Source organism: Mesorhizobium sp. BHbdii (assembly GCF_053848045.1).
The window spans coordinates 1,973,313-1,994,215 of record NZ_JBSPKX010000001.1 but is presented as its reverse complement, the minus strand read 5'-3'; the positions used below and the strand labels follow the sequence as shown (position 1 = coordinate 1,994,215).

21 protein-coding genes are annotated in these 20,903 nt (G+C 61.1%); 7 read left to right on the top strand and 14 right to left on the bottom strand.

Translation table 11 applies throughout. The features are described 5' to 3' along the window. Positions 1-73: 73 nt before the first annotated feature. Positions 74-1,228, bottom strand: coding sequence for an OpgC family protein (locus tag ACWTU8_RS09645; RefSeq protein ID WP_455847934.1), 1,155 nt, complete (start codon positions 1,226-1,228; stop codon positions 74-76). 349 nt (positions 1,229-1,577) lie between these two features. Here ACWTU8_RS09645 and ACWTU8_RS09640 point away from each other — a divergent pair, with 349 nt between their 5' ends. The 4 genes from ACWTU8_RS09640 to ACWTU8_RS09625 all read left to right on the top strand — a co-directional run bounded on the left by ACWTU8_RS09640 (position 1,578) and on the right by ACWTU8_RS09625 (position 4,427). Beyond that, positions 1,578-2,096 (top strand): sigma-70 family RNA polymerase sigma factor, encoded by a 519-nt coding sequence (locus ACWTU8_RS09640; RefSeq protein WP_455847933.1) that lies wholly within the window; start codon positions 1,578-1,580, stop codon positions 2,094-2,096. Positions 2,097-2,104: 8 nt separating this feature from the next. After that, entirely contained in the window at positions 2,105-2,878 is a 774-nt protein-coding gene (locus ACWTU8_RS09635) for an anti-sigma factor family protein (protein WP_455847932.1), read from the top strand. 21 nt (positions 2,879-2,899) lie between these two features. Beyond that, on the top strand, positions 2,900-3,616 hold the full coding sequence (locus ACWTU8_RS09630) for a Bax inhibitor-1/YccA family protein (RefSeq protein WP_455847931.1): 717 nt from the start codon (positions 2,900-2,902) through the stop codon (positions 3,614-3,616). Positions 3,617-3,743: 127 nt separating this feature from the next. Next, on the top strand, positions 3,744-4,427 hold the full coding sequence (locus ACWTU8_RS09625; RefSeq protein WP_455847930.1) for a DUF2076 domain-containing protein: 684 nt from the start codon (positions 3,744-3,746) through the stop codon (positions 4,425-4,427). Positions 4,428-4,450: 23 nt separating this feature from the next. Here ACWTU8_RS09625 and ACWTU8_RS09620 read toward each other — a convergent pair whose 3' ends face one another. After that, positions 4,451-5,362, bottom strand: a complete 912-nt coding sequence (locus tag ACWTU8_RS09620; protein ID WP_455847929.1) for an agmatinase — start codon at positions 5,360-5,362, stop codon at positions 4,451-4,453. A 270-nt stretch (positions 5,363-5,632) separates the two neighbouring features. Next, positions 5,633-6,580 (bottom strand): homocysteine S-methyltransferase family protein, encoded by a 948-nt coding sequence (locus ACWTU8_RS09615; protein WP_455847928.1) that lies wholly within the window; start codon positions 6,578-6,580, stop codon positions 5,633-5,635. Between the two features lie 241 nt (positions 6,581-6,821). Here ACWTU8_RS09615 and ACWTU8_RS09610 point away from each other — a divergent pair, with 241 nt between their 5' ends. Next, on the top strand, positions 6,822-7,481 hold the full coding sequence (locus ACWTU8_RS09610) for a TetR/AcrR family transcriptional regulator (RefSeq protein ID WP_455847927.1): 660 nt from the start codon (positions 6,822-6,824) through the stop codon (positions 7,479-7,481). Positions 7,482-7,498: 17 nt separating this feature from the next. Here the strand turns inward: ACWTU8_RS09610 and ACWTU8_RS09605 are convergent, their stop codons facing one another. From ACWTU8_RS09605 to ACWTU8_RS09560, 10 genes are all read right to left on the bottom strand, one after another. Next, complete coding sequence (locus ACWTU8_RS09605) at positions 7,499-7,969, bottom strand: YbaK/EbsC family protein (RefSeq protein WP_455847926.1); 471 nt, start codon at positions 7,967-7,969, stop codon at positions 7,499-7,501. A 15-nt stretch (positions 7,970-7,984) separates the two neighbouring features. Then, complete coding sequence (locus ACWTU8_RS09600; protein ID WP_455847925.1) at positions 7,985-8,803, bottom strand: MBL fold metallo-hydrolase; 819 nt, start codon at positions 8,801-8,803, stop codon at positions 7,985-7,987. A gap of 3 nt (positions 8,804-8,806) precedes the next feature. After that, complete coding sequence (locus ACWTU8_RS09595; protein ID WP_455847924.1) at positions 8,807-9,601, bottom strand: TatD family hydrolase; 795 nt, start codon at positions 9,599-9,601, stop codon at positions 8,807-8,809. Next, positions 9,601-11,154 (bottom strand): methionine--tRNA ligase, encoded by a 1,554-nt coding sequence (gene metG, locus ACWTU8_RS09590; protein ID WP_455848426.1) that lies wholly within the window; start codon positions 11,152-11,154, stop codon positions 9,601-9,603. Before metG ends, ACWTU8_RS09595 begins: the two co-directional genes overlap by 1 nt. Before the next feature lie 81 nt (positions 11,155-11,235). Next, positions 11,236-12,291 carry a DNA polymerase III subunit delta' gene (locus ACWTU8_RS09585; RefSeq protein WP_455847923.1) on the bottom strand — a complete coding sequence of 352 codons (1,056 nt, stop codon included), beginning with the start codon at positions 12,289-12,291 and terminating at the stop codon, positions 11,236-11,238. Then, a complete protein-coding gene (gene tmk / locus ACWTU8_RS09580) occupies positions 12,288-12,959 on the bottom strand; it encodes a dTMP kinase (RefSeq protein ID WP_287340388.1) in 672 nt (223 codons plus the stop codon). The genes ACWTU8_RS09585 and tmk overlap by 4 nt, the downstream gene beginning before the upstream one ends. Positions 12,960-13,118: 159 nt before the next feature. Continuing rightward, a complete protein-coding gene (locus ACWTU8_RS09575; RefSeq protein WP_455847922.1) occupies positions 13,119-14,285 on the bottom strand; it encodes a D-alanyl-D-alanine carboxypeptidase family protein in 1,167 nt (388 codons plus the stop codon). Positions 14,286-14,397: 112 nt separating this feature from the next. Beyond that, positions 14,398-15,630: a septal ring lytic transglycosylase RlpA family protein gene (locus ACWTU8_RS09570; protein WP_455847921.1), complete on the bottom strand. Its 1,233-nt coding sequence runs from the start codon at positions 15,628-15,630 to the stop codon at positions 14,398-14,400. A 2,048-nt stretch (positions 15,631-17,678) separates the two neighbouring features. Beyond that, positions 17,679-17,870 carry a hypothetical protein gene (locus tag ACWTU8_RS09565; RefSeq protein ID WP_455847920.1) on the bottom strand — a complete coding sequence of 64 codons (192 nt, stop codon included), beginning with the start codon at positions 17,868-17,870 and terminating at the stop codon, positions 17,679-17,681. Positions 17,871-17,961: 91 nt separating this feature from the next. Beyond that, positions 17,962-18,384 carry a hypothetical protein gene (locus ACWTU8_RS09560; protein ID WP_455847919.1) on the bottom strand — a complete coding sequence of 141 codons (423 nt, stop codon included), beginning with the start codon at positions 18,382-18,384 and terminating at the stop codon, positions 17,962-17,964. 370 nt (positions 18,385-18,754) lie between these two features. Here ACWTU8_RS09560 and ACWTU8_RS09555 point away from each other — a divergent pair, with 370 nt between their 5' ends. Together ACWTU8_RS09555 and ACWTU8_RS09550 are read left to right on the top strand one after the other, a co-directional pair. Continuing rightward, a complete protein-coding gene (locus ACWTU8_RS09555; protein WP_455847918.1) occupies positions 18,755-19,177 on the top strand; it encodes a CBS domain-containing protein in 423 nt (140 codons plus the stop codon). A gap of 266 nt (positions 19,178-19,443) precedes the next feature. Further along, a complete protein-coding gene (locus tag ACWTU8_RS09550) occupies positions 19,444-19,644 on the top strand; it encodes a DUF2905 domain-containing protein (RefSeq protein WP_455847917.1) in 201 nt (66 codons plus the stop codon). A gap of 435 nt (positions 19,645-20,079) precedes the next feature. On the opposite strand, the gene ACWTU8_RS09545 is transcribed toward ACWTU8_RS09550, so the two are convergent. After that, complete coding sequence (locus tag ACWTU8_RS09545; protein WP_455847916.1) at positions 20,080-20,751, bottom strand: NnrU family protein; 672 nt, start codon at positions 20,749-20,751, stop codon at positions 20,080-20,082. Between the last annotated feature and the right edge of the window lie 152 nt (positions 20,752-20,903).

Below are 20,903 nucleotides of genomic sequence, written 5' to 3'. Positions count from 1 at the left end.
AAATCCATAGCATGCCTTGAGGAAAGGCTCGCACGGCGCGAAAGCCTTGACGGCACGGCTCGTCGACGCCGTTCTATGACGCCAGCTGGAGCGCAGCAGACGGCAAGGCGGCGACAGGTTGCTGCTTCTTGCCGCCCCAACCGATCCGCGGCAGCCATTCGAGGTAATAGGCGAAGCCGAACTGCAGCGCGATGCCTGTCGAGATCAGGATCGCGTCGTAGAGGAGTCCGCCCGGGCTGACGACCTTCATGACCTGCGCGATCATGGCGAGGATTGTTCCGGCGACGAAGACCGGCAGCGAATGCTTGCCAAGAACCGCGAGCGGGTGGCCGGGGCCCGTCTTCGCCAGGTTGGAAAGCGCCGGGATCGCCACGATCAGGTAGGTGATCGCCAGAATGTGCATGAGCCGCGACAGCGAGAGGAATGTCTTGTCGAAGCCGGTCAGCACCGTAGGCAGGCCGGAGGCCGTCTCGATGCCCCACAACGGCAGCCGCACCCAAATCAGCGCGCCAACCAGATACCCCACGGCCGCGCTCGCCATCATCCAGTTGAAGCGGATTTCGCCGCCGCGCTTGACGTGCAGCATGCCGGCGATCCCGATAACGAACAGAAACTGCCAGGAGAGCGGGTTCAGGAACCAGAAGCCGTCGCCGGGAAAATTCGAAGGCGCGATCTGGAAAATGCCGACGATGAGCCAGAGAAGAGCGGACGCAGCAAGCATCAGGCGCAGGCTGAAAGTGCCGATCCACAGGAAAAGCGGCATCATCAGAAGTACGACGGCATACATGGAAAGAATGTTGTTATAGCCGATCTGATGACCGAGCGCGGCGATGCCGAGCAGCGCTTCCGGCGTGTCCTCGAGGATCATCTGAATGTTGATCAGCTTCAAAAGATCGGGCCGCGAGAAATGCAGTGCAGCCGCCGAGAAGATCGCCAGCGTCGCCACCGTGCTCATGACGTGGGTGACATAGAGGACACCGGCGCGCCGCCAGGCCTTCAGGGTAACGAGCAACCGGTTTCCCGGCCGGAACTTCAGTCCGTAGGCGAGCCCAACGGCAATCCCCGAAATCAGCACGAAGGCTTCGGCCGAATCGGAAAAGCCGAAATTCTTGTGCGTGAAATACTCGAAGATCGTCCCCGGCACATGGTTGATAAAGATCGTCAGTAGCGCTAGCGCGCGGAAGACATCGATGCGGGTATCCCGCTGGGTTGGCACATTGCTTGTCATGTTGGGTCGGTAATTCGTTGAACAAGGCAGGCCCAAGGGCCGTTGGCGAAGGGAAGATTCGGCGGTGAATGTTTCCTGCCTTAACTGGCAAGTGCCCGAGAAAGATGACAATTTCCCGGTTTTCCGCGTCACAAATTAATTCAGGTATAAACATCGAAATCCCCGGTGGGGCTAAAACCGCGCGGCGAATTGTGGCGGCTGAGGGGAGGGCTGCTCGTTCGCGGACAAAGAAGCCGTACGCGCGATGGTGGCGATGTACCGTTGATGGCAGACCTTTCCGGATCGCAAAAAACTCAAAGAGCGGGATTAAAAACCTGCCATGCTCCGTAAACGGGACATGAGAGGGTCGATGCCACGCTTCGATATCATAGGACAGCTTGGTTCCCTGAGGCGCTACGCGCGTTCGCTGACGCGCGACAGCGCAGAAGCAGAGGATCTGGTGCATGACGCGCTGGTGCGTGCCTATGAGCGGCGCGGCACCTTCCGCTCCGGCGGGAACCTGCGGGCATGGCTGCTGTCGATCGTTCACAATGCTTTCATTGACGGTTTGCGGTCCCGCAAGTCCGAAGCGGCGCGCGTCGAGCAGGCCGGATATCTTATCGACGCCAGCGTGCAGGCTCCCCAGGAGCATTCCGTCCGGCTGGCACAGGTGCGCGAAGCTTTTTTCAAATTACCGGATGAGCAGCGTTCGGCGCTGCATCTCGTCGCCATCGAGGGACTTACCTACAGCCAGGCGGCCGAGGCCAGCGGCGTACCGCTGGGAACGCTGATGTCGCGCATCGGCAGGGCGCGCGCGGCGCTCCGCGAGATGGAGGACGAATTGCCGGCACGTGCGAAAAGCCACCTCAAGATCGTGGGAGGCCCATGATGTCCACGATGAGCGAACTGCGCGACCCGGTGACCGATGCCGACCTCGACGCCTATGTCGACGACCAGTTGGACGTTGCCCGCCGCATCGAGGTCGAGGCGTTTCTTTCCGCCCGTCCGGAGGAGGCCGCTCGCGTGATGTCCGACCTCAGGACGCGCGACGAACTGCGCGTGGCGCTTGCCGGGTCCAAGGGCATGGCGCGGCCGGCAACGGCCGACGCAGCACGGCGGCTGGAGCGGGGATTGGCCCGGGGTCGGGCCTTACGCACGTTGCAGCGGGCTTCGGCGGTCGCAGTGTTGGTGGCCGCGGGCTGGTTTGCGAACGGGATCGTCGGGCCGATATCGGTGACGAAAGTCGTCGCCTCGACCCAGCCGCCTGTCTATCTGGAGGAGGCGATCCGGGCACACAGGACGACGATCATGCGCGAGGCCATGTCATCCCAGCCCGAAGCGCCGGATTACGATGCGGACGAAATCCGCGCCGCCACGGCGATCGTCATGCCGTCGCTGCCGAAGGACTGGAAAGTCCGTGACGTGCAGATCTATCCATCGCAGTTCGGCCCGAGCGTCGAGATGGCTGTCGAAACAAGGGACCTGGGACTGGTCTCGCTGTTCGCGATCAGGCCCGGAACGTTCGACGTGGTCCAGCCGACCGTCGCCCCCTCGAGCGAAATTTCCTCGGCCTATTTCCAGATCGGCGAAGTTGCTTACGCAGTCGTCGCCCGACGCGGTGTCCGCTATCTCGATCGCACCGCAGAGACGCTCGCCAACACGCTTTACTGACCCTCACAAAGGAGAACCCGCATGAATACCCCCAATCTAGGATACCGCACCGGCGTCGGAGCCCAAACCGGCGCCGTCTATGACGAAGGCCTGCGCCAGCACATGCTCCGCGTCTACAACTACATGGGAGTTGGCCTCGTCGTTACCGGCGTGATCGCCTTCGTGGTGGCTTCCACGCCAGCCCTCTACGTGCCGATCTTTTCCAGCCCGTTGAAGTGGGTGGTGATGCTGGCACCGCTTGCCTTCGTGCTGCTGTTCTCGTTCCGGATCCAGACGATGTCCGCGGCCGGCGCTCAGGCGATGTTCTGGGCATTCTGTGCGGTCATGGGCCTGTCGCTGGCGTCCGTGTTCCTGGTGTTCACCGGGACCAGCATCGCGCGCACCTTCTTCATCGCCGCCACCATGTTCGGCGCGACCAGCCTTTACGGCTATACGACCAAACGCGACCTGACCCAGTTCTCGTCCTTCCTGATCATGGGCCTGATCGGCGTGGTGATTGCCAGCATCGTCAATATCTTCCTCGGCTCGACCGCACTCCAGTTCGCCATCTCGGTGATCGGCCTCGCCGTCTTCATCGGTCTCACCGCCTGGGATACCCAGACGATCAAGGAGCAGTTTGCGGAAAACTTCGGTGCGGAATCGCAGCAGAAGCTCGCCGTCTTCGGTGCATTCTCACTCTATCTGAACTTCATCAACATCTTCCAGCTGCTGCTGAACTTCACTGGCGAGCGCGAATAGGCCCGTCAATCAACTGCATGTCGCGGCAGCGGTTTTGGAGCCGCGACATGCATAAAACAGGGACTTAGAGCGCGTCGCGAGAATCTCTTGGACGCGGGGCGCGCCTGGACAACCGGAGTAGCTTCCCATGGACAGGAACGACCAGCAGGCGATCGGGAATCTTTTCGAGAAACTTGCGAACGTCGAACGACAGACGCCACCGCGCGATGCCGAAGCGGAAAGCTTCATCAACGACCAGATTGCCCGGCAGCCCGGCGCGCCATACTACATGGCGCAGACCATCGTCGTGCAAGAGCAGGCCCTGAACGCGGCACAGTCCCGCATCGAGGAACTGGAACAACAGGCACAGCAGTCTGCCGGCGGCGGATTGCTTGGCGGGCTCTTCGGCGGCGGCGCCAGGCGCTCGGGTTCGGTCCCGCGGGTCGGGCGCACCGCTGCCGCTGTGCCGCAGGAGCCGCTTTCGGGCAATGATCGGCAGAGGGCAGGCGGCGGGTTCCTCGCAGGAGCCGCGCAGACTGCGATGGGCGTGGCTGGGGGTGTGCTTCTCGGCAACGCCATCGCAGGCATGTTTGGCGGAAGCGAAGCGCAGGCAACCGAGCCGGCGGCGTCACAGCCAGACGAAGCCGCTGCCGACCCGGCAGGGCCGCCGGCTCCGATGGCGGCGGCGACTTTGGCGATATCGAATTTTGACACGGATGGAAAGCGCGGAGGGCGGTCTGACCAGGAAATCGGCCTTCGCGGGCAAGGGACAGTCACATCCCCTGCGACCAGAAATGTCGCATCAGGCGATGACGAGCCTTCCTGTCACTGACCGGATCGCCCGAGAAGCCGGGTTCAAATCTGCCGGACGATGGTGCCGATCACATTGACGAGAAGGCGCGCGGCGGTCAGGGCCGACAGGCCGTCAATGTCGGCCGGAGGATAGAGCTCGACAAGGTCGAATCCTGCGATCCTGGCCCGCCTGCCGAGGCCCGCGATCAGGTCGATCACCTGCGTGTAGGTGAGGCCGCCGGGCGTACGCGCCGCCACGCCCGGCATGATGCCGGGATCGAGGCCGTCGCAGTCGAGGGTGACGACGATCCGCGCTCCTTCCGGAATATGCCGGAGAGCGGCTTCGACGCCCTGGGCGTGAACCTCGCGGGCGGTCACGAAGCGGCTGCCATAGCGCCGCGCCGCTTCGATTTCGGTGAGGCGCGCGCTGCCGACGCCACGCAGGCCGACCTGCACGATGCCAGCGACATGCGGCAACTCGCTCGCCCGGCGCATCGGGTTCGAATAGCCGTAGCGTTCGCCATTCAACTCGTCGCGCCAGTCGATATGGGCGTCGATCTGCAGGATCCAGACCGGCCCGTGATCCGCAAAGCCGGCGATGAAGGGAATGGGCACGGAATCGTCGCCGCCGAGCAGGATCGGCACGGCCGGCAATGCCAGGACCTCGCGCGTCTTCGCCTCGATCCGGGCCCGGTTGCCGGCATTGTCATGCATGGTGGTCGGGATATCGCCGGCGTCGATGCAGCAGATCGGCTTGCCGTCAAACAATGGGCCGCCGAGATCGAAATCCCAGTGCTCGACGAGCTCGGCATCGCCCTGGCTCGCAGCGCGGATGGCGTTGGCGGCCAAGGCATAGCCGCTGCTGTCCTTGCCGGGATAGGTGCTGCCGTGGCCGGCTCCGAAGATCACCGCACGGGGCATGCGACCATCGGCGAGGCGTTCGGGAAAGCTGAGAAAAGGAGGAGATGCGGTCATTTCTTGATGGTCTTAATGATGGTTAGCTCAATTTCCGTGTTGAGTGGTAGGATGGGGTCGTTTGCGGTAGGGGCGAAATCCTAGCTAAGCCAATCGATGCAAAATTCAGAGAGCTTTCGTTCGGTTTTCCACCATCCGGAAGTCGCATAAGATAGATTATGGAACTGAGTTGCGATTTTGATTGCGTGCCTTCGGCCCAACCGCAGTTCCTTGTTCCCTAAGCGGAACTGCGGTTGTTAGCGTTGCGTCTCCTGGGGCGCATACAGGCTCCTACGCAGCTTGCGGCACGCAGGCCTCGCAGATCGCCGCGATGTGCCGGTGGTCGGTGCCGCAACAGCCGCCCAGGATCCGCATGGTCGGAAACGAAGCTGTCAGCCTGCTGTAGCGCCGCCCGAGATCGTCCGGGTCGCCCGCGTCGAGCGTTTCCGATTCGTCCAGTTCGGCATGGCTTTTGGCCGAAGCGTTCGCCTTTACGCCATAGACGCGATCGACCCAGCGCTCGCCCTTTTTCAGCGCCTGCATGAAATGCGTCGGATGGGCGCAGTTGATCATATAGTAGGCCGGCGCACCATCCGTCGCGTCGTCGACCCTGTCGATCGCCTCGCCGAGCGCCATGCCGGTCACCAGCTTCCCGTCCGTCTCCACAGTGAACGAGATCATGCAGGGCATGGCATGCGCTTTGGCCGCCCGCGCCACGCCGATTGCCTCTTCGAAATTGGTGAGCGTGTAGGCCGCCACCATATCGGCTTCGGTCCGCGCGAAACTCTCAATTTGCACGGCGTGATAGGCTTCCGCCTCGTCGGCATCCATCTTGCCGGCTTTGTAGCCGTCGCCGTGCGGTCCGATCGCACCGCTGATGACGCATGGCGTTTCGGCGGTCTCGAACTCCTTGCGCAGGTCGAGAAGAAGCTCGATCGAGGCCTCGTTGACGGCGCGTAGCGCTTCCGGCCCGTAGCCGAGCAAGGTTCCCCAATCGGGATTGGCTCGCCACGTCGGCGTGTCGAGGATGAAGCCGGTCCCACTTCTGCGCGCAATGGTCAGATAACGGACGTAATATTCCTTGAGCTTCTGCCGGCCTTCAGGCGTTGCCATCAGCGTGAAGGAAGCAAAGTGCGGAAGGTCGAGGCCTTCGTGAAAGATGAGAGTCGTTTCCATGCCGCCATCGCTCAGGAATGTTCTGTTGGCGAGTTGCGGCAGATTCTGGCGGTACTTGGCCATGTGTGTCTCCAGTGGTAAGATAACACCGTGCCGCCCTGGTGCGGCCGGTTCGGAATAGCCAAGTTTTAGCAGCACGTGCCGCCGGTGCGGTAGAAGGCTTGTGGTCCGGTACTCCACCGAAGCGGAAACCGCAGCAATTACAGCGGATAGCTGCGCTGGGCCGGTCGTATCGCTATCGGTGCCGATGTTGGCGAGTGTGAAAACCATACCGCCGGTACAGTTGATTTGAGGGCATTCGGTCATGCGCAAGGGTGCGGAAACGCGCGAACGCATTCTGGAGATCGCCGAGGCCTCGGTGCTCGCCAAGGGGTTCGGCGCGACTTCCATCGAGGAGGTGATCGCCGAAGCCGGCATCACCAAGAGCGGCTTCTTCTATCATTTCAAGGACAAGAACGAACTCGCCCGCGCCTTGATGCTGCGCTACGTCGAGGAGAATGACCGCATCTTCGATGAGGTGTTTCACCGCGGCCGGCAATTGTCCGATGATCCGTTGCAGTCGTTCCTGATCACGCTCAAGCTGCTTGCCGAGCTGATGGGCGACCTGCCGAACGGCCACCCCGGCTGCCTGATCGCGACGTTCACCTATCAGGAGCGCCTCTTCGACCGCAACGTTCGCGACATCGCCGCCGACGCCGTACGTTCCTGGAACGGGCGTTTTCGCGATGCGCTGAACGAGATCGCGGCCGTTTATCCTGCCCGCAAAGGCATGGATCTCGACGACGTGGCCATCATGTTCTCCTGTGTGATCGATGGCGGCATCATCATGTCGCGGGGGCTCGGCGATCCCCGTGTCCTCGGACGCCAGATCCTCGCCTTCCGAAGCGTCGTAAAGATGCTGTTCGCGCCGGCTGCGCCCGACATCATGCTGCCAATCGCCCCCACCGCCATCGCCGCCGAATAGGGTCCGGCACGTTCGATTCAGGCTGCCAGCGTCGCTACGAGGGCTTGCGCTGCTTTGACCATTGCTTGTGGCTCGGCGGCGAACACTGCGTCGTGCGCGCCGGCCGCTGCCCATACGCGGTCGAAACCGAGCAGCGTTTTGTCGGCGAACGCCGGGATCGCGATCAGATGGCCGATCGGCGCTACGCCGCCAATGGCAAAGCCGGTTTCGTCGCGGATCTGCCGCGGGTCGGCGCGCTTCAGCGGCTCGCCGATCAGTGCGGCAGCCTTGGCTAGATCCAGCTGATTGGAGCCGGAAACCAGGAAGAGAAACAGCTTTCCGCTAGCTTGTCCTTGGAAAACCAACGATTTGACGATCTGTGCAACGGTGCAGCCGCATTGCGCGGCGGCTTCCCCGGCGGTGCGTGTCGAGGCGCCCATGCGTCTGATTTCGATGTCGAGGCCGGCATCGGCTGCTGCCTTGGTCACACGATCGATGCTGCCAGCCATGAAGAACCGAACCTATCATGCTGATTCAAAGTTGATTTCGATCATCATACCATCATAGGCTGGCTCGACATCGGCCGGCGTCTCCGCCATCACCGTGGCGTAGTCGAGCGGCACATGCATATGCGTCAGCACGGCCTTTTTCGGCGCAAGTTTTTCGATCCAGTCGAGTGCTTGGCCGAGCGAAAGATGGCTCGGATGCGTCCTGTATTGCAGCGCGTCGATGACCAGCATGTCCAGACCGCGCAGCCGTTCGGCCGTAGCGTCGGGGAAATCGCTGATATCGGGGCAATAGGCGAGCCCGCCGATACGAAAACCAAGCGATATGATATCGCCATGGATTTGCGGCAGCGGCTCGAGGGTGAGGGCACCCCCCTCGCCTTCGATCACCACCGGCCTGGCGTGGTCGATGATATGGGGCTCGACGATGGGTGGGTAGGAACTGCCTAGCGGTGTTTCGAAACAATAGCCGAACGCTTCCCGTAACCGCAGCATGGTGGGCTCGTCGGCGTGGATATCGATCAGATGACGCTGCTCGAGCACGAAGCCGCGCAAATCGTCGATGCCGTGGATATGGTCGGCATGCGGATGCGTATAGACGACTGCATCGATGTGCCTGACCGATACCAGCAGCATCTGCTCACGGAAATCCGGCCCGGTGTCGATGACGACGGTGGTCTTGTCGCCGTTTGCCGCGATCCGCTCGACGAGCGCTGCGGTGCGCATGCGCCGGTTCCTCGAATTGGCCGGATCGCAATTGCCCCAATCGCCAGTAATGCGGGGCGTGCCCGGCGATGAGCCGCAGCCGAGAATGGTGAGGCGCAGCCGGTCGCTCATGCGTCAGGTGCTCAGCGCGCTTGGACGCGGCATCTTCCTGAACAGCCGAAAGAAATTGTCCGTGGTGACGGCAGCGATCTCGGCCTCGCTAACGCCGATCGTTTCGGCCAGCACCTTGGCTGTATGCGCGACATAGGCAGGCTCGTTGCGCTTGCCGCGAAACGGTATCGGCGCGAGGTATGGCGCGTCGGTTTCGACCAGCAGGCGGTCGTGTGGCACATCGGCGGCGATGGCGCGCAGCTCGGCCGAATTCTTGAAGGTCAGGATGCCGGAAAAGGAAACATAGCCGCCGAGCGCCACGCCGACTTCGGCCAGCCTGCGTCCGGACGAAAAACAGTGCAGGATGAAGGGGAAGGCGCCCTTCCCTGTTTCATCCTCGAGGATATCAGCCATGTCGCTGTCGGCGTCGCGCGAATGGATGACCAGCGGCATGCCCGTCTCGCGCGCGGCGGCGATATGGGTTCGAAAACCCTGCGCCTGGGCAACGCGCGGCGCATGATCGTAGAAATAATCAAGCCCGGCCTCGCCGATCGCCACCACTTTGCGATGAGCGGATAGCCGGACAAGATCCTCGACAGTCACATCAAGCTCTTCGGCGGCGTTGTGCGGATGCGTGCCGACCGAGCAATAGACTTCGTCGAAAGATTCAGCGATCTCAAGTACTTGTTGGAAACGCTTCACACGCGTCGAGATCGTTACCATACGACCGATTCCGGCGGCTAAAGCGCGGGCGACGATGGTTGCCCGCTCCTCTGCGAAATCCGGAAAGTCGAGATGGCAGTGACTGTCGACCAACATCAGACGCTTGCATCCGTCTGCTCGACATAGCGTGGAAACACCGGTTCCGGCGCCGGCAGAGCCGTACCTGAAACCAGCGCGTGACCCTCGGCGACATGCGCGAAATCGCGGCTGTCCGCCGGCACCGCCAGCAGGTCGAGCAGCTTTGCCGCCGAGGTCGGGACGACGGGCTGGCAAAGGATCGCGATACGCCGGATCACCTCGGCTGTCGTCCACAGCACCGTTTCCATGCGCGCGGGATCGGTCTTCTTCAGCGCCCACGGCTCCTGCCCCGCGAAATAGCGGTTGGCTTCGGCCACCACGCCAAAGATCGCCGCCAGCGCCAGATGGATGCCCTGTTCGGCCATCGTCCTGCGCGCGGTGACAAGGGCAGCACTTGCCTGGTCGAGGATCGCCTTGTCGGCATCGTTCGGTTCACCGCGCTTCGGCACCATGCCGCCGCAGTTCTTGGCGATCATTGACAGCGAGCGCTGCGCCAGATTGCCGAGATCGTTGGCGAGGTCGGCATTGGTTCGGTTGACGATCGCCTCGTGGCTGTAGCTGCCGTCCTGGCCGAACGGCACTTCGCGCATGAAGAAATAGCGCACCTGATCGAGGCCGTAATGCTCGATCATCGCGAACGGATCGACGACATTGCCGACCGACTTCGACATTTTCTCGCCGCGGTTGAACAAAAAGCCATGCGCGAACACGCGCTTCGGCAGTTCGATTCCTGCCGACAGCAGGAAGGCCGGCCAGTAGACGGCGTGGAAGCGGACGATGTCCTTGCCGATGACGTGGACGTTCGCCGGCCAGAAGGACCATCTGTCATTGGCCGTATCCGGATAACCGGCAGCCGTGATGTAGTTGGTCAGTGCGTCGACCCAGACATACATCACATGCTTGTCGTCGCCCGGCACCGGCACGCCCCATTTGAACGTGGTGCGCGAGATCGACAGATCCTTCAGCCCGGATTTGACGAAGCTGACGATTTCGTTGCGCCGCTCCGCCGGACCGATGAATTCGGGGCTGCTCTCATAGAGCGCGAGCAGCCTGTCCTGATAGGCGGAAAGGCGGAAGAAATAGCTCTCTTCCTCTGTCCATTCGACGGGCGAGCCGAGCGGTTCGCGGCGTATGCCGTCGTCGCCAACCTTGGTTTCGGCCTCGTCAAAATAGGCTTCCTGCCGCACCGAATACCAGCCGCTATAGCGGTCGAGGTAGATGTCGCCATTCTCCGCCATGCGCGTCCAGATCGCCTGGCAGGCCTTGTAGTGGCGCTCCTCGGTGGTGCGGATGAAAACGTCGTTAGAGCAGCCGGTCGCTTCGAGCATCGAGCGGAAGATCGCCGAATTGCGATCGGCAAGCGCTTTCGGCGTCAGGCTTTCAGCGTCCGCCGTTTGCTGCATCTTCAAGCCGTGCTCGTCGGTCCCCGAGACGAAGAAGACGTCCTTGCCGTCGAGCCGCTGGAAGCGGGCAAGCGTGTCGCTGGCGATGACATTGTAGGCATGACCGATATGCGGCTTGCCGTTCGGATAAAAAATCGGCGTCGTGAGGTAGTATTTATCGCGTGCCATGGATGAGCCGTCATGAATGTCTGAATGAAAGATGCCGGTGAGATATCGCATCGAAACGGCGATTGCCATCCCGATGGGCCGTCACATTCGCATTGCAGAATTCAAGCGGTCGATCATGGTCAAGGCGTGCTGCTTTTTGTCGAGATTGTAGGTGTCGGTTTCAGATATAGCGTTCAAAGCCTCGTGCCAAGTATCCGACAGCGATTTCGCCCGCGCCAGATCGCCCGCCAGCGCGGCCTGGCTTGCGCCGGTCGAGAGCAGGTCGAGCGCACGGCGATTGAAGATATCGAACTGGATCGCCTGGTCGCGACCGGCGACCGCTTCCGCGAGGCGATAGGCACCGGCAACATCGCTCTTTCTTGCTGTCGCCAGGGCGTCGAGCGTCTCGGCGATTTCCAGCCCGCCATACTGCGTCAACAGGATTGCGGTGCGCGCGCTGCCCCCTGCCCGCTTGGCCAGTGCGGCGCGCGCCGCGGGATCGTCCGGCGGCGGTGGGTCGACGCTCTCCAGAACCGTCATCAGGCTCTCGGCGTCGAGCGGCATCAGCCGCACCATCTGACAGCGCGAGCGGATCGTCGGCAGCAGCCTGCCCGGCGCATGGACGATAAGGATGAACAGTGTGCGTGCCGGTGGTTCTTCAAGATTCTTCAACAAAGCGTTGGCCGCATTGGTATTCATGTCGTCGGCCGGATCGACGATCACCACCCGGTAGCTACCGTCATGCGAGGTCAGCGACAGGAAGCGGCTGACCTTGCGGATCTCATCGACGGTGACGACCGTCTTGAAGCTCTTCGTTTTATCGTTCGGCGGGCGGGTCAGATGCAGCACCGAAGGATGTGCGCCGGTGGCGATCTGGCGAAACAGCGATGACGCCGGATCAGGAACGGCAAGGACTTCCGGCGCCTGTTCGAACGCCGGATGCTTCAACAGATGATGTGCAAGGTGAAAGGCGAGCGTCGCCTTGCCGATGCCGACCGGTCCGACAAAGATCAGCGCATGCGGCAGCTTCCCGGAGCGATAGGCTGACGCCAGCATGGTCGCTGCCTGGCCATGTCCAACCAGGCGCGGGGTCTCGGACGGCTCCGGAACGCCGTCCAATGTGTCGTGCTGTTCTGGTGCGATCCGTTCGAAAATCATCCCGGCGCCTGCTTCCTGTGCGCCGGTGTCATCGTCTCCAGGGCCGCGAACACGGCGGCGGTCACCACATTCTCCACTGTGTCGGGGTCGGCGGACGCGTCGACGACGATGCAGCGCTCGGGCTCTGCCGCGGCGATCGCCAGAAAGGCTTCGCGGCGGCGCTGATGGATATCAAGCGTTTCCTTTTCGAAGCGATCGGCGTCGGTATCGGTGCCCCGCCGTGCCGTGGCGCGCCGCAGCCCTTCGGCCGGGTCGATATCGAAGATCAGCGTCATGTCGGGCACCATGCCGTTGATGGCGACCTTTTCCAGCGCGCCCATGAACGCCGGATCGAGGCCGCCGGTGACGCCCTGGTAGACGCGCGAGGAGTCCATGAAGCGATCACAAAGCACGATCGAGCCGCGTTCGACGGCCGGCCGGATGACCTGCTCGACATGGTCGGAACGCGCGGCGGCGAAAAGCAGCGCCTCCATCCTGGGGCCGAATGGCTCGGCAGCGCCGGAAAGCAGGACATGCCTGACCGCCTCCGCGCCCGGCGAGCCGCCCGGTTCACGCGTGACAAGGACATCGTATTTCTTGGCGCGCATCTTACTGGCCAGCCGCTCGATCTGCGTCGACTTGCCTGCCCCTTCTCCACCTTCGAAGGTGATGAAAAATCCGTGCACCAAAGCCTATATCCATGCTGCGGGACCGTAATAGTCCTGACTTGAGAAAAGGTCCACGCCACGGTGCCAAACCGCGTCGCGTCTGAAGAGATGCGACGCGCTTTAGGCCCTTTTTATGCGTGTCGTCGCCTCAAACCGCTGAGCACTTTTGGGCGACACGCATTAACGCAGCCAGCCGACGGCCAGTTCCTTGGCAGCATCGAGCGCGCGTTGCGGCAGCGAGCCGACGCCGATCGATTCGGCCGCGAAAAGCGGCGTCTCCTGGCTCAGCGTATCACCGATCCAGACCCGCAGCGCACCCACTGGTTGCCCCTCCTCCACCGGGGCTGCAACCGGCCCGTCATAGACGATCTTGGCGGTCAGCTTGTCGCGGTTGGCGATGGGCAGGAAGATGACCACGGGCGCTTTTGCCTTGAGCGCCACGCCGGATTTCGCACCGCCGAAAACCTGGGCCTCGCCGACCACCTCGTCCTTGGCGAAAATCTCGGTCTTCTGGAAGGAACGAAGGCCCCAGTCGAGCAGCTTTCGCGCTTCCTCGGCGCGCTCGCGGTCGCTTGCCAGGCCGCTCATCGCCGCAATGACCCGCCTGCCACTGTGGCTGACCGAGCCGACGACGCCGAAGCCTGATGCCTCGCTCCTGCCGATCGCCAGGCCGTCGGCGCCGATATCCATCGCCAGCAGCGGGTTGCGGTTCCTTTGGGTGATCTTGTTCCAGGTGAAATCCTTCTGGCCGTAATAGCGATAGAGGTCCGGGTACGAGCGCCAGATATGCAGGGCCAGAAGCGCAAGCTCTCGAACCGTCGTTTGCTGACCGTCGGCCGGCAGACCGGTTGAATTGACGAATGTCGATTTCTCGAGGCCAATCTGCTTTGCGCGCTCGGTCATCTCAGTCGCGAAATTCGCCTCCGATCCCGCAAAACCTTCGGCGATGATGATGCAGCCGTCATTGGCGGCCTGAACCGTCACGCCCTGGATCAGGTCTTCAAGCCGGATCGTTGACTTCAGTTTGGCAAACATTGTCGACGTCCCGGATGGCGCCCCGCCCGTGCGCCATGCGTTTTCACTCACCACGAATGTGTCGTCGAGCGTCACGCGCCCCGATTTGATGGCGTTGAACACCACCTCCATCGTCATCAGCTTGGCCAGCGACGCCGGCTGAATCGGCCTGTCGGCATCCTTGGAAAACAGCACCGTTCCGGTTTCGGCATCGATCATGAAGGCCTGCGCGGCCTTGGTCTCGAAAAGCTGCGCCGCGGCCGGAGCCAGCGAAAGCAGCAGGAGGCCAAAACCCAAAAGCCCGGCGAGAGGCGCGGCGAAGCGAGATTTCATGAGAAGTTCGACCTGTCAGCCGGTATTTCTGGGCAAGCTCTAGGCTATCAGGCTTTGTCCCGGCCGATCAACCGCACGATGGACAACAGGGCAAAACTTCAGGTTTTGCCGGTCAGTTCCGAACCACGAGCGCGTCCGGTGCGCCATGCGACCATGCCGCCTGCAGCATCTCGTCCAGGCTGCCATGGCCGTCCGGATAGAGGTTGACCGAGGACCAGTCCTTGCCCTCGAATTCGGAGCGCTGGATTTCGGTCTTGCCGAAGCTGGAAAGCCGGGCTGCCACACGCTGCGCCTCGGCGGCATCCTCGTACGAGCCCGCCGCGATATAGTCCGTGGGCGAAGCGGCCGGAGGAGCTTGCCGCTTCCACGATCGAAGGATTTCGGCAGGCGACATGCCGGCGCCATCCAGCGCGGCAAAGACATTGGAGGCGCGCTGCACGCGTTCGTCCGCGTAGGACAGCGACGCTACGCTGAACGGCGACTGCGCCGGCAGATTGATCTGCGGGCGTTCCGGCACGATCGGCCCGAAATCGGGCAGCGTCACATTGCCGAAGGCTGGCGCCTGCGCCGCAATGACAGGCTGTGACGATGCGGAACTCGTCAACTGACCGGGAAATGGAGCGGCGGCCGCGCCCACCGCCCTGCTCGGCGATGGCCCATTCATGGCGATCATGACACCGGTCGGCAGGCCGTCCGACGGATCAGGCACCCTGTTGCCTGGATTGTAGGAGGCCATCAGGTACTGATCGTCATTACCGTCAAGCGGCGCCCGACCGACATATTCGACCTTCACCTTGGCCGTGCCAATATTGGCATAGTCGAGCATTTCGGCGGCGCGCTTCGAAACATCGATGATGCGCCCGTCATGGTAAGGGCCGCGATCGTTGACGCGCACGATGACCGAGCTGCCGGTCTTCAGATTGGTGACGCGCGCATAGCTCGGCAGCGGCATTGTTGGATGCGCGCCGGTCAGGTGTGTCATGTCGTAGACTTCGCCGTTGGCGGTCAGCCTGCCGTGGAAGGCTTCGCCATACCAGGAGGCGAGACCCATCTTGGCATAGCGCTTGTCTTCTTTCGGGTAATACCACTTGCCGCGCACCTGATAGGGCTTGCCGAGCTGGTCGCGTCCGCCGCCACGCTGCAGGCCCGACATCTTGAAGGTGACGCGCGGGCTGGCCTTCACGCCGTATTCGGATTCGGAAAAATATTCCTTCGAGCGGGGTTTCTTGTTGACCATCGCCTTCGGCTGTGGCGGCGCGGCGCAAGCCGCCAGCAAGGCAGCCGACAGGGCAAACAAGGCGAACGCGGAAGCGCGACGAAGACGCGGGCGCGCCGTGCTTTGCATTTTTTGGTTGTCCCCTCTCAACAAAGGCACCGCAACTTGATCGTCGGCGGGGCCAAACCCACTCGACAAACGCTAGCGCCACCTTGATTCGCAATCCCTTGTGCACAGGAATTGTTTATCACCGTATTAACCGATTGTGGTCGGAACCGGGCGAGATTGTGGCACAAACCGTCGCGGTGATCGCTGTGAAAAATTACCGCTTTCGACCTTCGGCGCTGCGCTGTTCGGCTTGCTTTCAGCCCCGCCGTCAAGCGCCCATGCCCTGCCGTTGGCAGGAACGGCAACGGCCGGTTGACAGGACTTCGCTAGGCGCACTAGAGCAATGAAGCGCGAACGATCTCCAGGTGGCGCAGCAGTGCCAACAGGTATGAGTTGAGATCAGGACGAGCATCCAAGTGGTTGAAAAATCACGATGGAGGGATGGCCGAGCGGTTTAAGGCACCGGTCTTGAAATTCGGTGCCAGCCATACTGAGCCATATCGCAGCGTCCCTGCAAAGCCTTCTCTAGCAAGGGTTTGAAGACTCGCCAGCGCCGTTTGTGCCGCGTCGTCCCGTCCGATACCGTAGCGTTGCGTTGCAAAAAGCGTAGCAGCACGTTCTTAGCCTGTTCCCCAAACGATGAAGCCCGCCACCATGAGGCAGCGGGCATTCCGATCAGACTTCGCGGAATAATGATGGACCTGAGACGTTGTCGATAGAGAACACCCTACCAAAGGAGGCTATCGATATGCGCCTTTTCATCCTCTTTTCGGTATTACTTTTGACTGCCTGCATGACAGCACCACGCGGCGAGGCTCCACCCGCACCGCCAACCGCGTCTACATCGAGCGGGAGCAGTAGTGGCAGTGCCGGCGGTACTGGCGGTGGCGGCTACTAAAGACGCGATCGACACTCAGTTTTGGAAATCGCAGCGAGCGTTAATCGCGCCGAACTGACCGCCCCAGCAAAAAAGCCCGCCACCGTAAGGCAGCGGGCCGGGCGAGGAACATTTCGGCTTAACATTTGTTATACTGCACATGACCGAGCCTCGTCCGCTCCCGCCGTCATCGTTTCGCATCCTGATTCTCGCGCTGTGCCTTGAGCTTGCCTTGCGCAAGCAGCAACAGGCCATCAAGCTAACGAGCCCGCCGCGGTGAGGCAGCGGACCAGGTCGCTCAACTAATCTTAGGCCGCCCGCGCCGGCAAGCTGGAGTAAGAAATCGGCATCTCTTTAGGAAATTCGCGGGGATCACTGACAACCCGCCCCAAGATGTTGATCCATTCTCCAATAGCGGTCTTGGTGTAGGTGACGCCGAAATGGATGCGAAACGCTTCGTTATCGGCGCCTCGACCCAGTAGTTAAACGCGCCCTTGCGCCTTTAGCGGCTGTTCCGCCATAACCAGACTATTTCAACTGGGCGGGTTTTCCCTTTCGCTCTCTCGGCGCTTCCTTATGAACTGGCAGTGGAGGTAGCTTAAGTCCTGCCGCCCAGTCCAACGAGGCAAACAGGCTTCTGAAATAGGGGTAACACGCAAACTGGGCTACCCGGAGTAAGAACGCCTCAACAGCGCTCTCTTCGCACTAATAAATGTTGTCATAAATTACTGAGTATGACGCCTTGCAGGACAGAACTTTCTTTCGGCCGACCACGCCCGTGACCGAGATCGAAATAAACGATGCGGCTAAGCCTACCTCAGGATCGTAATGTATCGCATTGTGGTCGATTTCGTACCCAAGCTTTCTCTTGCTAGATTCCGAACAGAATTCAGGCTTGATCTTGAATTCAAGACCAAATAACTGAACGTCATTTAGAGATGACTTAGCAACTACCTCATCATAATCGTCTAAATGATTGGCTTCTCTAGCTATAGCCTCTTTCATTTAAGCCACATCTACAAACAATCGCCGCTCAGCATGGTTTTCATTCGCAGCGTTGGAGTCCCACAAGGATGCACGCATGGTTGCTCTCGACCTGAAAATGCTGACCTGATCGGCAGTAAACCGATGGCTGGGACCGTGGGCCTCCACCTTCGCGATGAACAACTCCCAGAAATCGCCATCCTTGCGTTCACGGTTGCGGCTCGCCCATATGAGTCAGTTGCTCTCTCCTGAGGCGAATCCTACTCTTAAGTTGGTTGGTCGCGCGCTCAAAGCGCTGGATATGCGTGCGGAATACGCCACGTTCGTTCATCGCATCTATGATCGCAAACTGGAAATCAGTCAGCGCACGTTCCTCGGCCTGGATCTCATTGAGCGTCAACTCTCGCTTATCCCTAGCCATCTACTTCACCTTCCCAGCCTGTTCGGCCGCTCGCTTGATCCTAGCTTGATCAGCTTTTTGCTGTTTCTTCTTAGGATCGCAGGCCGTTCCGATAAACGCCCTCTTTCCCCGATATTCTCGGATTACTCCATAAATCCGAACCTGATAGTTCTTGAACTCGAAGACAGGCACGGCGCTTTGGCATGTCCTTTGGCGGTGGCCCGGCATGTTCCTGGACGCGCTTCCACAGCCGCTCCCGCATCTCGCGATTGACGCTGACGAAAACACTGCCAACATATTTGCCGGTCCCCGGCTCGGCCATCAGAGCGAAGGCCGGCGTACCCCGCTCGCGTTCGACGCCAAGAAGCTCGAACTCGCTTTCGGTGAAGGACTTGGTTTTCAGCCAATTGGTAGTCGGGCCGCTGCGATATTTGCTGTCTCGACGCTTCGATACCATCCCTTCCAAGCCGGCCGCGTCGATCAGATGATAGATCGCAGTAGCCTCGCCTGGCATCGTCTCGCTGAACTGGATGCGGCTGTCGGGCCCTATGAGGCCGGCAAGGATTTCCCGCCTGTCCTCCAGCACCATGTCGCGCAGTCGCCTCCCTCGGGCGGCTTCTCGACCAGGGTCGGCAGTAACGGCTCGATAAACTCCAGCCGGTCCCCGGCGCGCTTACTCATCGGAACGCCCCACGCAAAACTCGAATTTGATTCAATAGCGGAGAGCCGTTTCCGTTCCGTTAGCTCTTGCTGAAATGCCAAGCGGAACATTCGTTCGTACTCGCTGTTCTGTCGGCAGGAGGAACGAACTCTGGCAGCCAAGCCCCGTCCGCGGTAACATGGGACAGAGGGACATTCTCCAACCCCAGCAAGGGAGGTCCGCCATGAAAGTCAAAGACGCAATGCATAAGGGTGTCGACTGGGTCGGCCCCGAAATCGCTGTAACCGAACTGGCGAAAATGATGCGAGCCCAGGATATCGGGTCGATTCCCATCGGAGAGAACGACCGACTGATCGGAATGGTGACCGACCGCGATATTGTCTGCAAAGGACTGGCGGAGGATGGTTTCGACAGCCGCACCGCAACGGCGCGCGATGTCATGACGGCCGGCATTCACTGCTGCCGCGAAGACGACGATCTGGCCAAGGCCGTACGGCACATGGAGGAACTGAAAATCCGCAGGTTGCCTGTGATCAACAAGAACATGCGGATGGTCGGCATCCTTAGTGTCGGCGACGTCAGTCAGTCGGCACCGAGGGAACTGGTGTCCGAATACGTCAAGAAGGTTTCCGCCCATCACCACTGAAGGGCGGCTCGCCCGTGCTCTTTTCGAAGATCTTCACTCTGCCGCCGCGCTGGCCACAGCGCGGCGGCAGAAATGTCCCTCATCGAGGAGCCGAGGCGGAACAAAAAGCCCGCCGGCCGAAGCCAGCGGGAGGGTCTACTGGAGTCGCCAGAGTGTGGGACGTCAGATTGCAAACGGCCCGATCCGGCTTTTTGTTTCAGTGAACATAACGGGATTCTGCTAGTGCTCTGTCCCCGCGCTAATTGTTTCTGGCATGACGCAGCCCCATGTCGCGAACCCTGATTGTCGTTGGTCTCATCATAGTTGCGGTGGGCCTATTGTGGCCGTGGTTGTCACGGATCGGCCTTGGCCGACTGCCTGGTGACATCGTGATCGAGCGTGAGAACTTCACGTTCTATGTTCCGATCGCCACCGGGATCCTGATCAGCATCGTGCTCTCGATTATTCTGTGGCTGGTCCACCGGTAGCGGGAGAACTCGGGGAAGACAGCCGCTCCCGCTCGGGGCCTTTCTCAGGATCGGCTGTCGAGCCGCCTTAGAGGCTGATGGCTGAATGAAAAACCTCGCCGCTCCATTCGCGAAGCGGCGAGGCCCCCATCGCCCCAATCCCGGTCCCACACCCGGCGTAGCTGACCATGCAATCGCGGTGCCAAGACGTATTGACCCATTACAGGACGCCTACGTGCCCCGGCTTAGGCGGCATCGGCTAAGATTAGTCCGGCGGGGAATCGTGCGCGGGGCAAGCGTGGCACGGTTCTTGCTTCCACAGGTTCAGACATACCGGGCGCAAAAAACACGCTGTTCCATATCGATACCGGCCTGTGAGGTTGGGACAATGATGTCGCGTAAGCTTCTGTTCGGCCTTCCCGCAGCGTTCTTGGCCGCGGCCGTCGCTGCGGACGTTCAAGCGAAGGGCGAGACTCCGAACAGCCAGCCGTGCAGCCAGAGCCCGAACAATGCGAAAGCCACCAAGCCGATGCCCACAGCAATCAGGTCGCTACGCGGTCGCACGACCGCGGGTGCCGGATCGCCGCGTGGAATGACGGCAATGAGATCGACAATCGCGTAAACCAGAAATGCTCCGAAGACTAGGAGCGAGGCAAGGTCGCCATTGGCCAGGAGGTGGCCGATGGCCCAAAGGATGATGCCCACCAGCATCGGGTGCTTCAGCCGATGCTTGATTGAACCCGTGGGCAAGTAAGCGGCTGCCAGAAAGACGAATGCGCCGAGCACCAACACCGACGCGACATGGCGGCCCCAATAGGGCTGCTGGTAGATCTCAGGCGCATTGGGTCGATAAAGACTCCAGCCCCAGACGATCAGCACGAAGCCGATGATCGATAGGAGCGAATAAAGTCCCTTCCAGCGCCGCTCGTTTGTGGCGATTTGCTCATCACGAAAGCTGCCGGCGGCGATCCGAACAGAATGGATTCCGAAGAAGATCACGAGGCCGAAAACCAGTACTAGCATAACACCTCCGAGGTTCGGCGCGTCGGCGGGACGAAAGGCTTGCTTACGCTCTCGCTCGAGTTGCCGGCTGCATATGCGCGAAACGGGGATATACTGGAACCCCACGCCACAGATGCGACTCAAGGCACGAGAGCCGGTTCAGTTCCGGAACATTTTAGCTGAATTGAATGTTTATGGGGAATGACGAAGCTATTCGATCTCGGCCCGCCGATTACCGGCAGGCGCCGCGGCGACCCACCCAAGAATGGAAGCGACGA

What these genes read in the sequence shown, in the direction of transcription:
- ACWTU8_RS09610 (WP_455847927.1), top strand. Translation starts at nt 6,822, where the DNA reads ATGCGCAAGGGTGCGGAAACGCGCGAACGCATTCTGGAGATCGCCGAG.
- ACWTU8_RS09640 (WP_455847933.1), top strand. Translation starts at nt 1,578, where the DNA reads ATGCCACGCTTCGATATCATAGGACAGCTTGGTTCCCTGAGGCGCTAC.
- metG (WP_455848426.1), bottom strand. Translation starts at nt 11,154, where the DNA reads ATGGCACGCGATAAATACTACCTCACGACGCCGATTTTTTATCCGAAC.
- ACWTU8_RS09605 (WP_455847926.1), bottom strand. Translation starts at nt 7,969, where the DNA reads ATGGCTGGCAGCATCGATCGTGTGACCAAGGCAGCAGCCGATGCCGGC.
- ACWTU8_RS09645 (WP_455847934.1), bottom strand. Translation starts at nt 1,228, where the DNA reads ATGACAAGCAATGTGCCAACCCAGCGGGATACCCGCATCGATGTCTTC.
- ACWTU8_RS09635 (WP_455847932.1), top strand. Translation starts at nt 2,105, where the DNA reads ATGAGCGAACTGCGCGACCCGGTGACCGATGCCGACCTCGACGCCTAT.
- ACWTU8_RS09600 (WP_455847925.1), bottom strand. Translation starts at nt 8,803, where the DNA reads ATGAGCGACCGGCTGCGCCTCACCATTCTCGGCTGCGGCTCATCGCCG.
- ACWTU8_RS09630 (WP_455847931.1), top strand. Translation starts at nt 2,900, where the DNA reads ATGAATACCCCCAATCTAGGATACCGCACCGGCGTCGGAGCCCAAACC.
- ACWTU8_RS09595 (WP_455847924.1), bottom strand. Translation starts at nt 9,601, where the DNA reads ATGTTGGTCGACAGTCACTGCCATCTCGACTTTCCGGATTTCGCAGAG.
- ACWTU8_RS09560 (WP_455847919.1), bottom strand. Translation starts at nt 18,384, where the DNA reads ATGCCAGGCGAGGCTACTGCGATCTATCATCTGATCGACGCGGCCGGC.
- ACWTU8_RS09570 (WP_455847921.1), bottom strand. Translation starts at nt 15,630, where the DNA reads ATGCAAAGCACGGCGCGCCCGCGTCTTCGTCGCGCTTCCGCGTTCGCC.
- ACWTU8_RS09585 (WP_455847923.1), bottom strand. Translation starts at nt 12,291, where the DNA reads ATGATTTTCGAACGGATCGCACCAGAACAGCACGACACATTGGACGGC.
- ACWTU8_RS09550 (WP_455847917.1), top strand. Translation starts at nt 19,444, where the DNA reads ATGTCGCGAACCCTGATTGTCGTTGGTCTCATCATAGTTGCGGTGGGC.
- ACWTU8_RS09620 (WP_455847929.1), bottom strand. Translation starts at nt 5,362, where the DNA reads ATGACCGCATCTCCTCCTTTTCTCAGCTTTCCCGAACGCCTCGCCGAT.
- ACWTU8_RS09615 (WP_455847928.1), bottom strand. Translation starts at nt 6,580, where the DNA reads ATGGCCAAGTACCGCCAGAATCTGCCGCAACTCGCCAACAGAACATTC.
- ACWTU8_RS09575 (WP_455847922.1), bottom strand. Translation starts at nt 14,285, where the DNA reads ATGAAATCTCGCTTCGCCGCGCCTCTCGCCGGGCTTTTGGGTTTTGGC.
- ACWTU8_RS09625 (WP_455847930.1), top strand. Translation starts at nt 3,744, where the DNA reads ATGGACAGGAACGACCAGCAGGCGATCGGGAATCTTTTCGAGAAACTT.
- ACWTU8_RS09555 (WP_455847918.1), top strand. Translation starts at nt 18,755, where the DNA reads ATGAAAGTCAAAGACGCAATGCATAAGGGTGTCGACTGGGTCGGCCCC.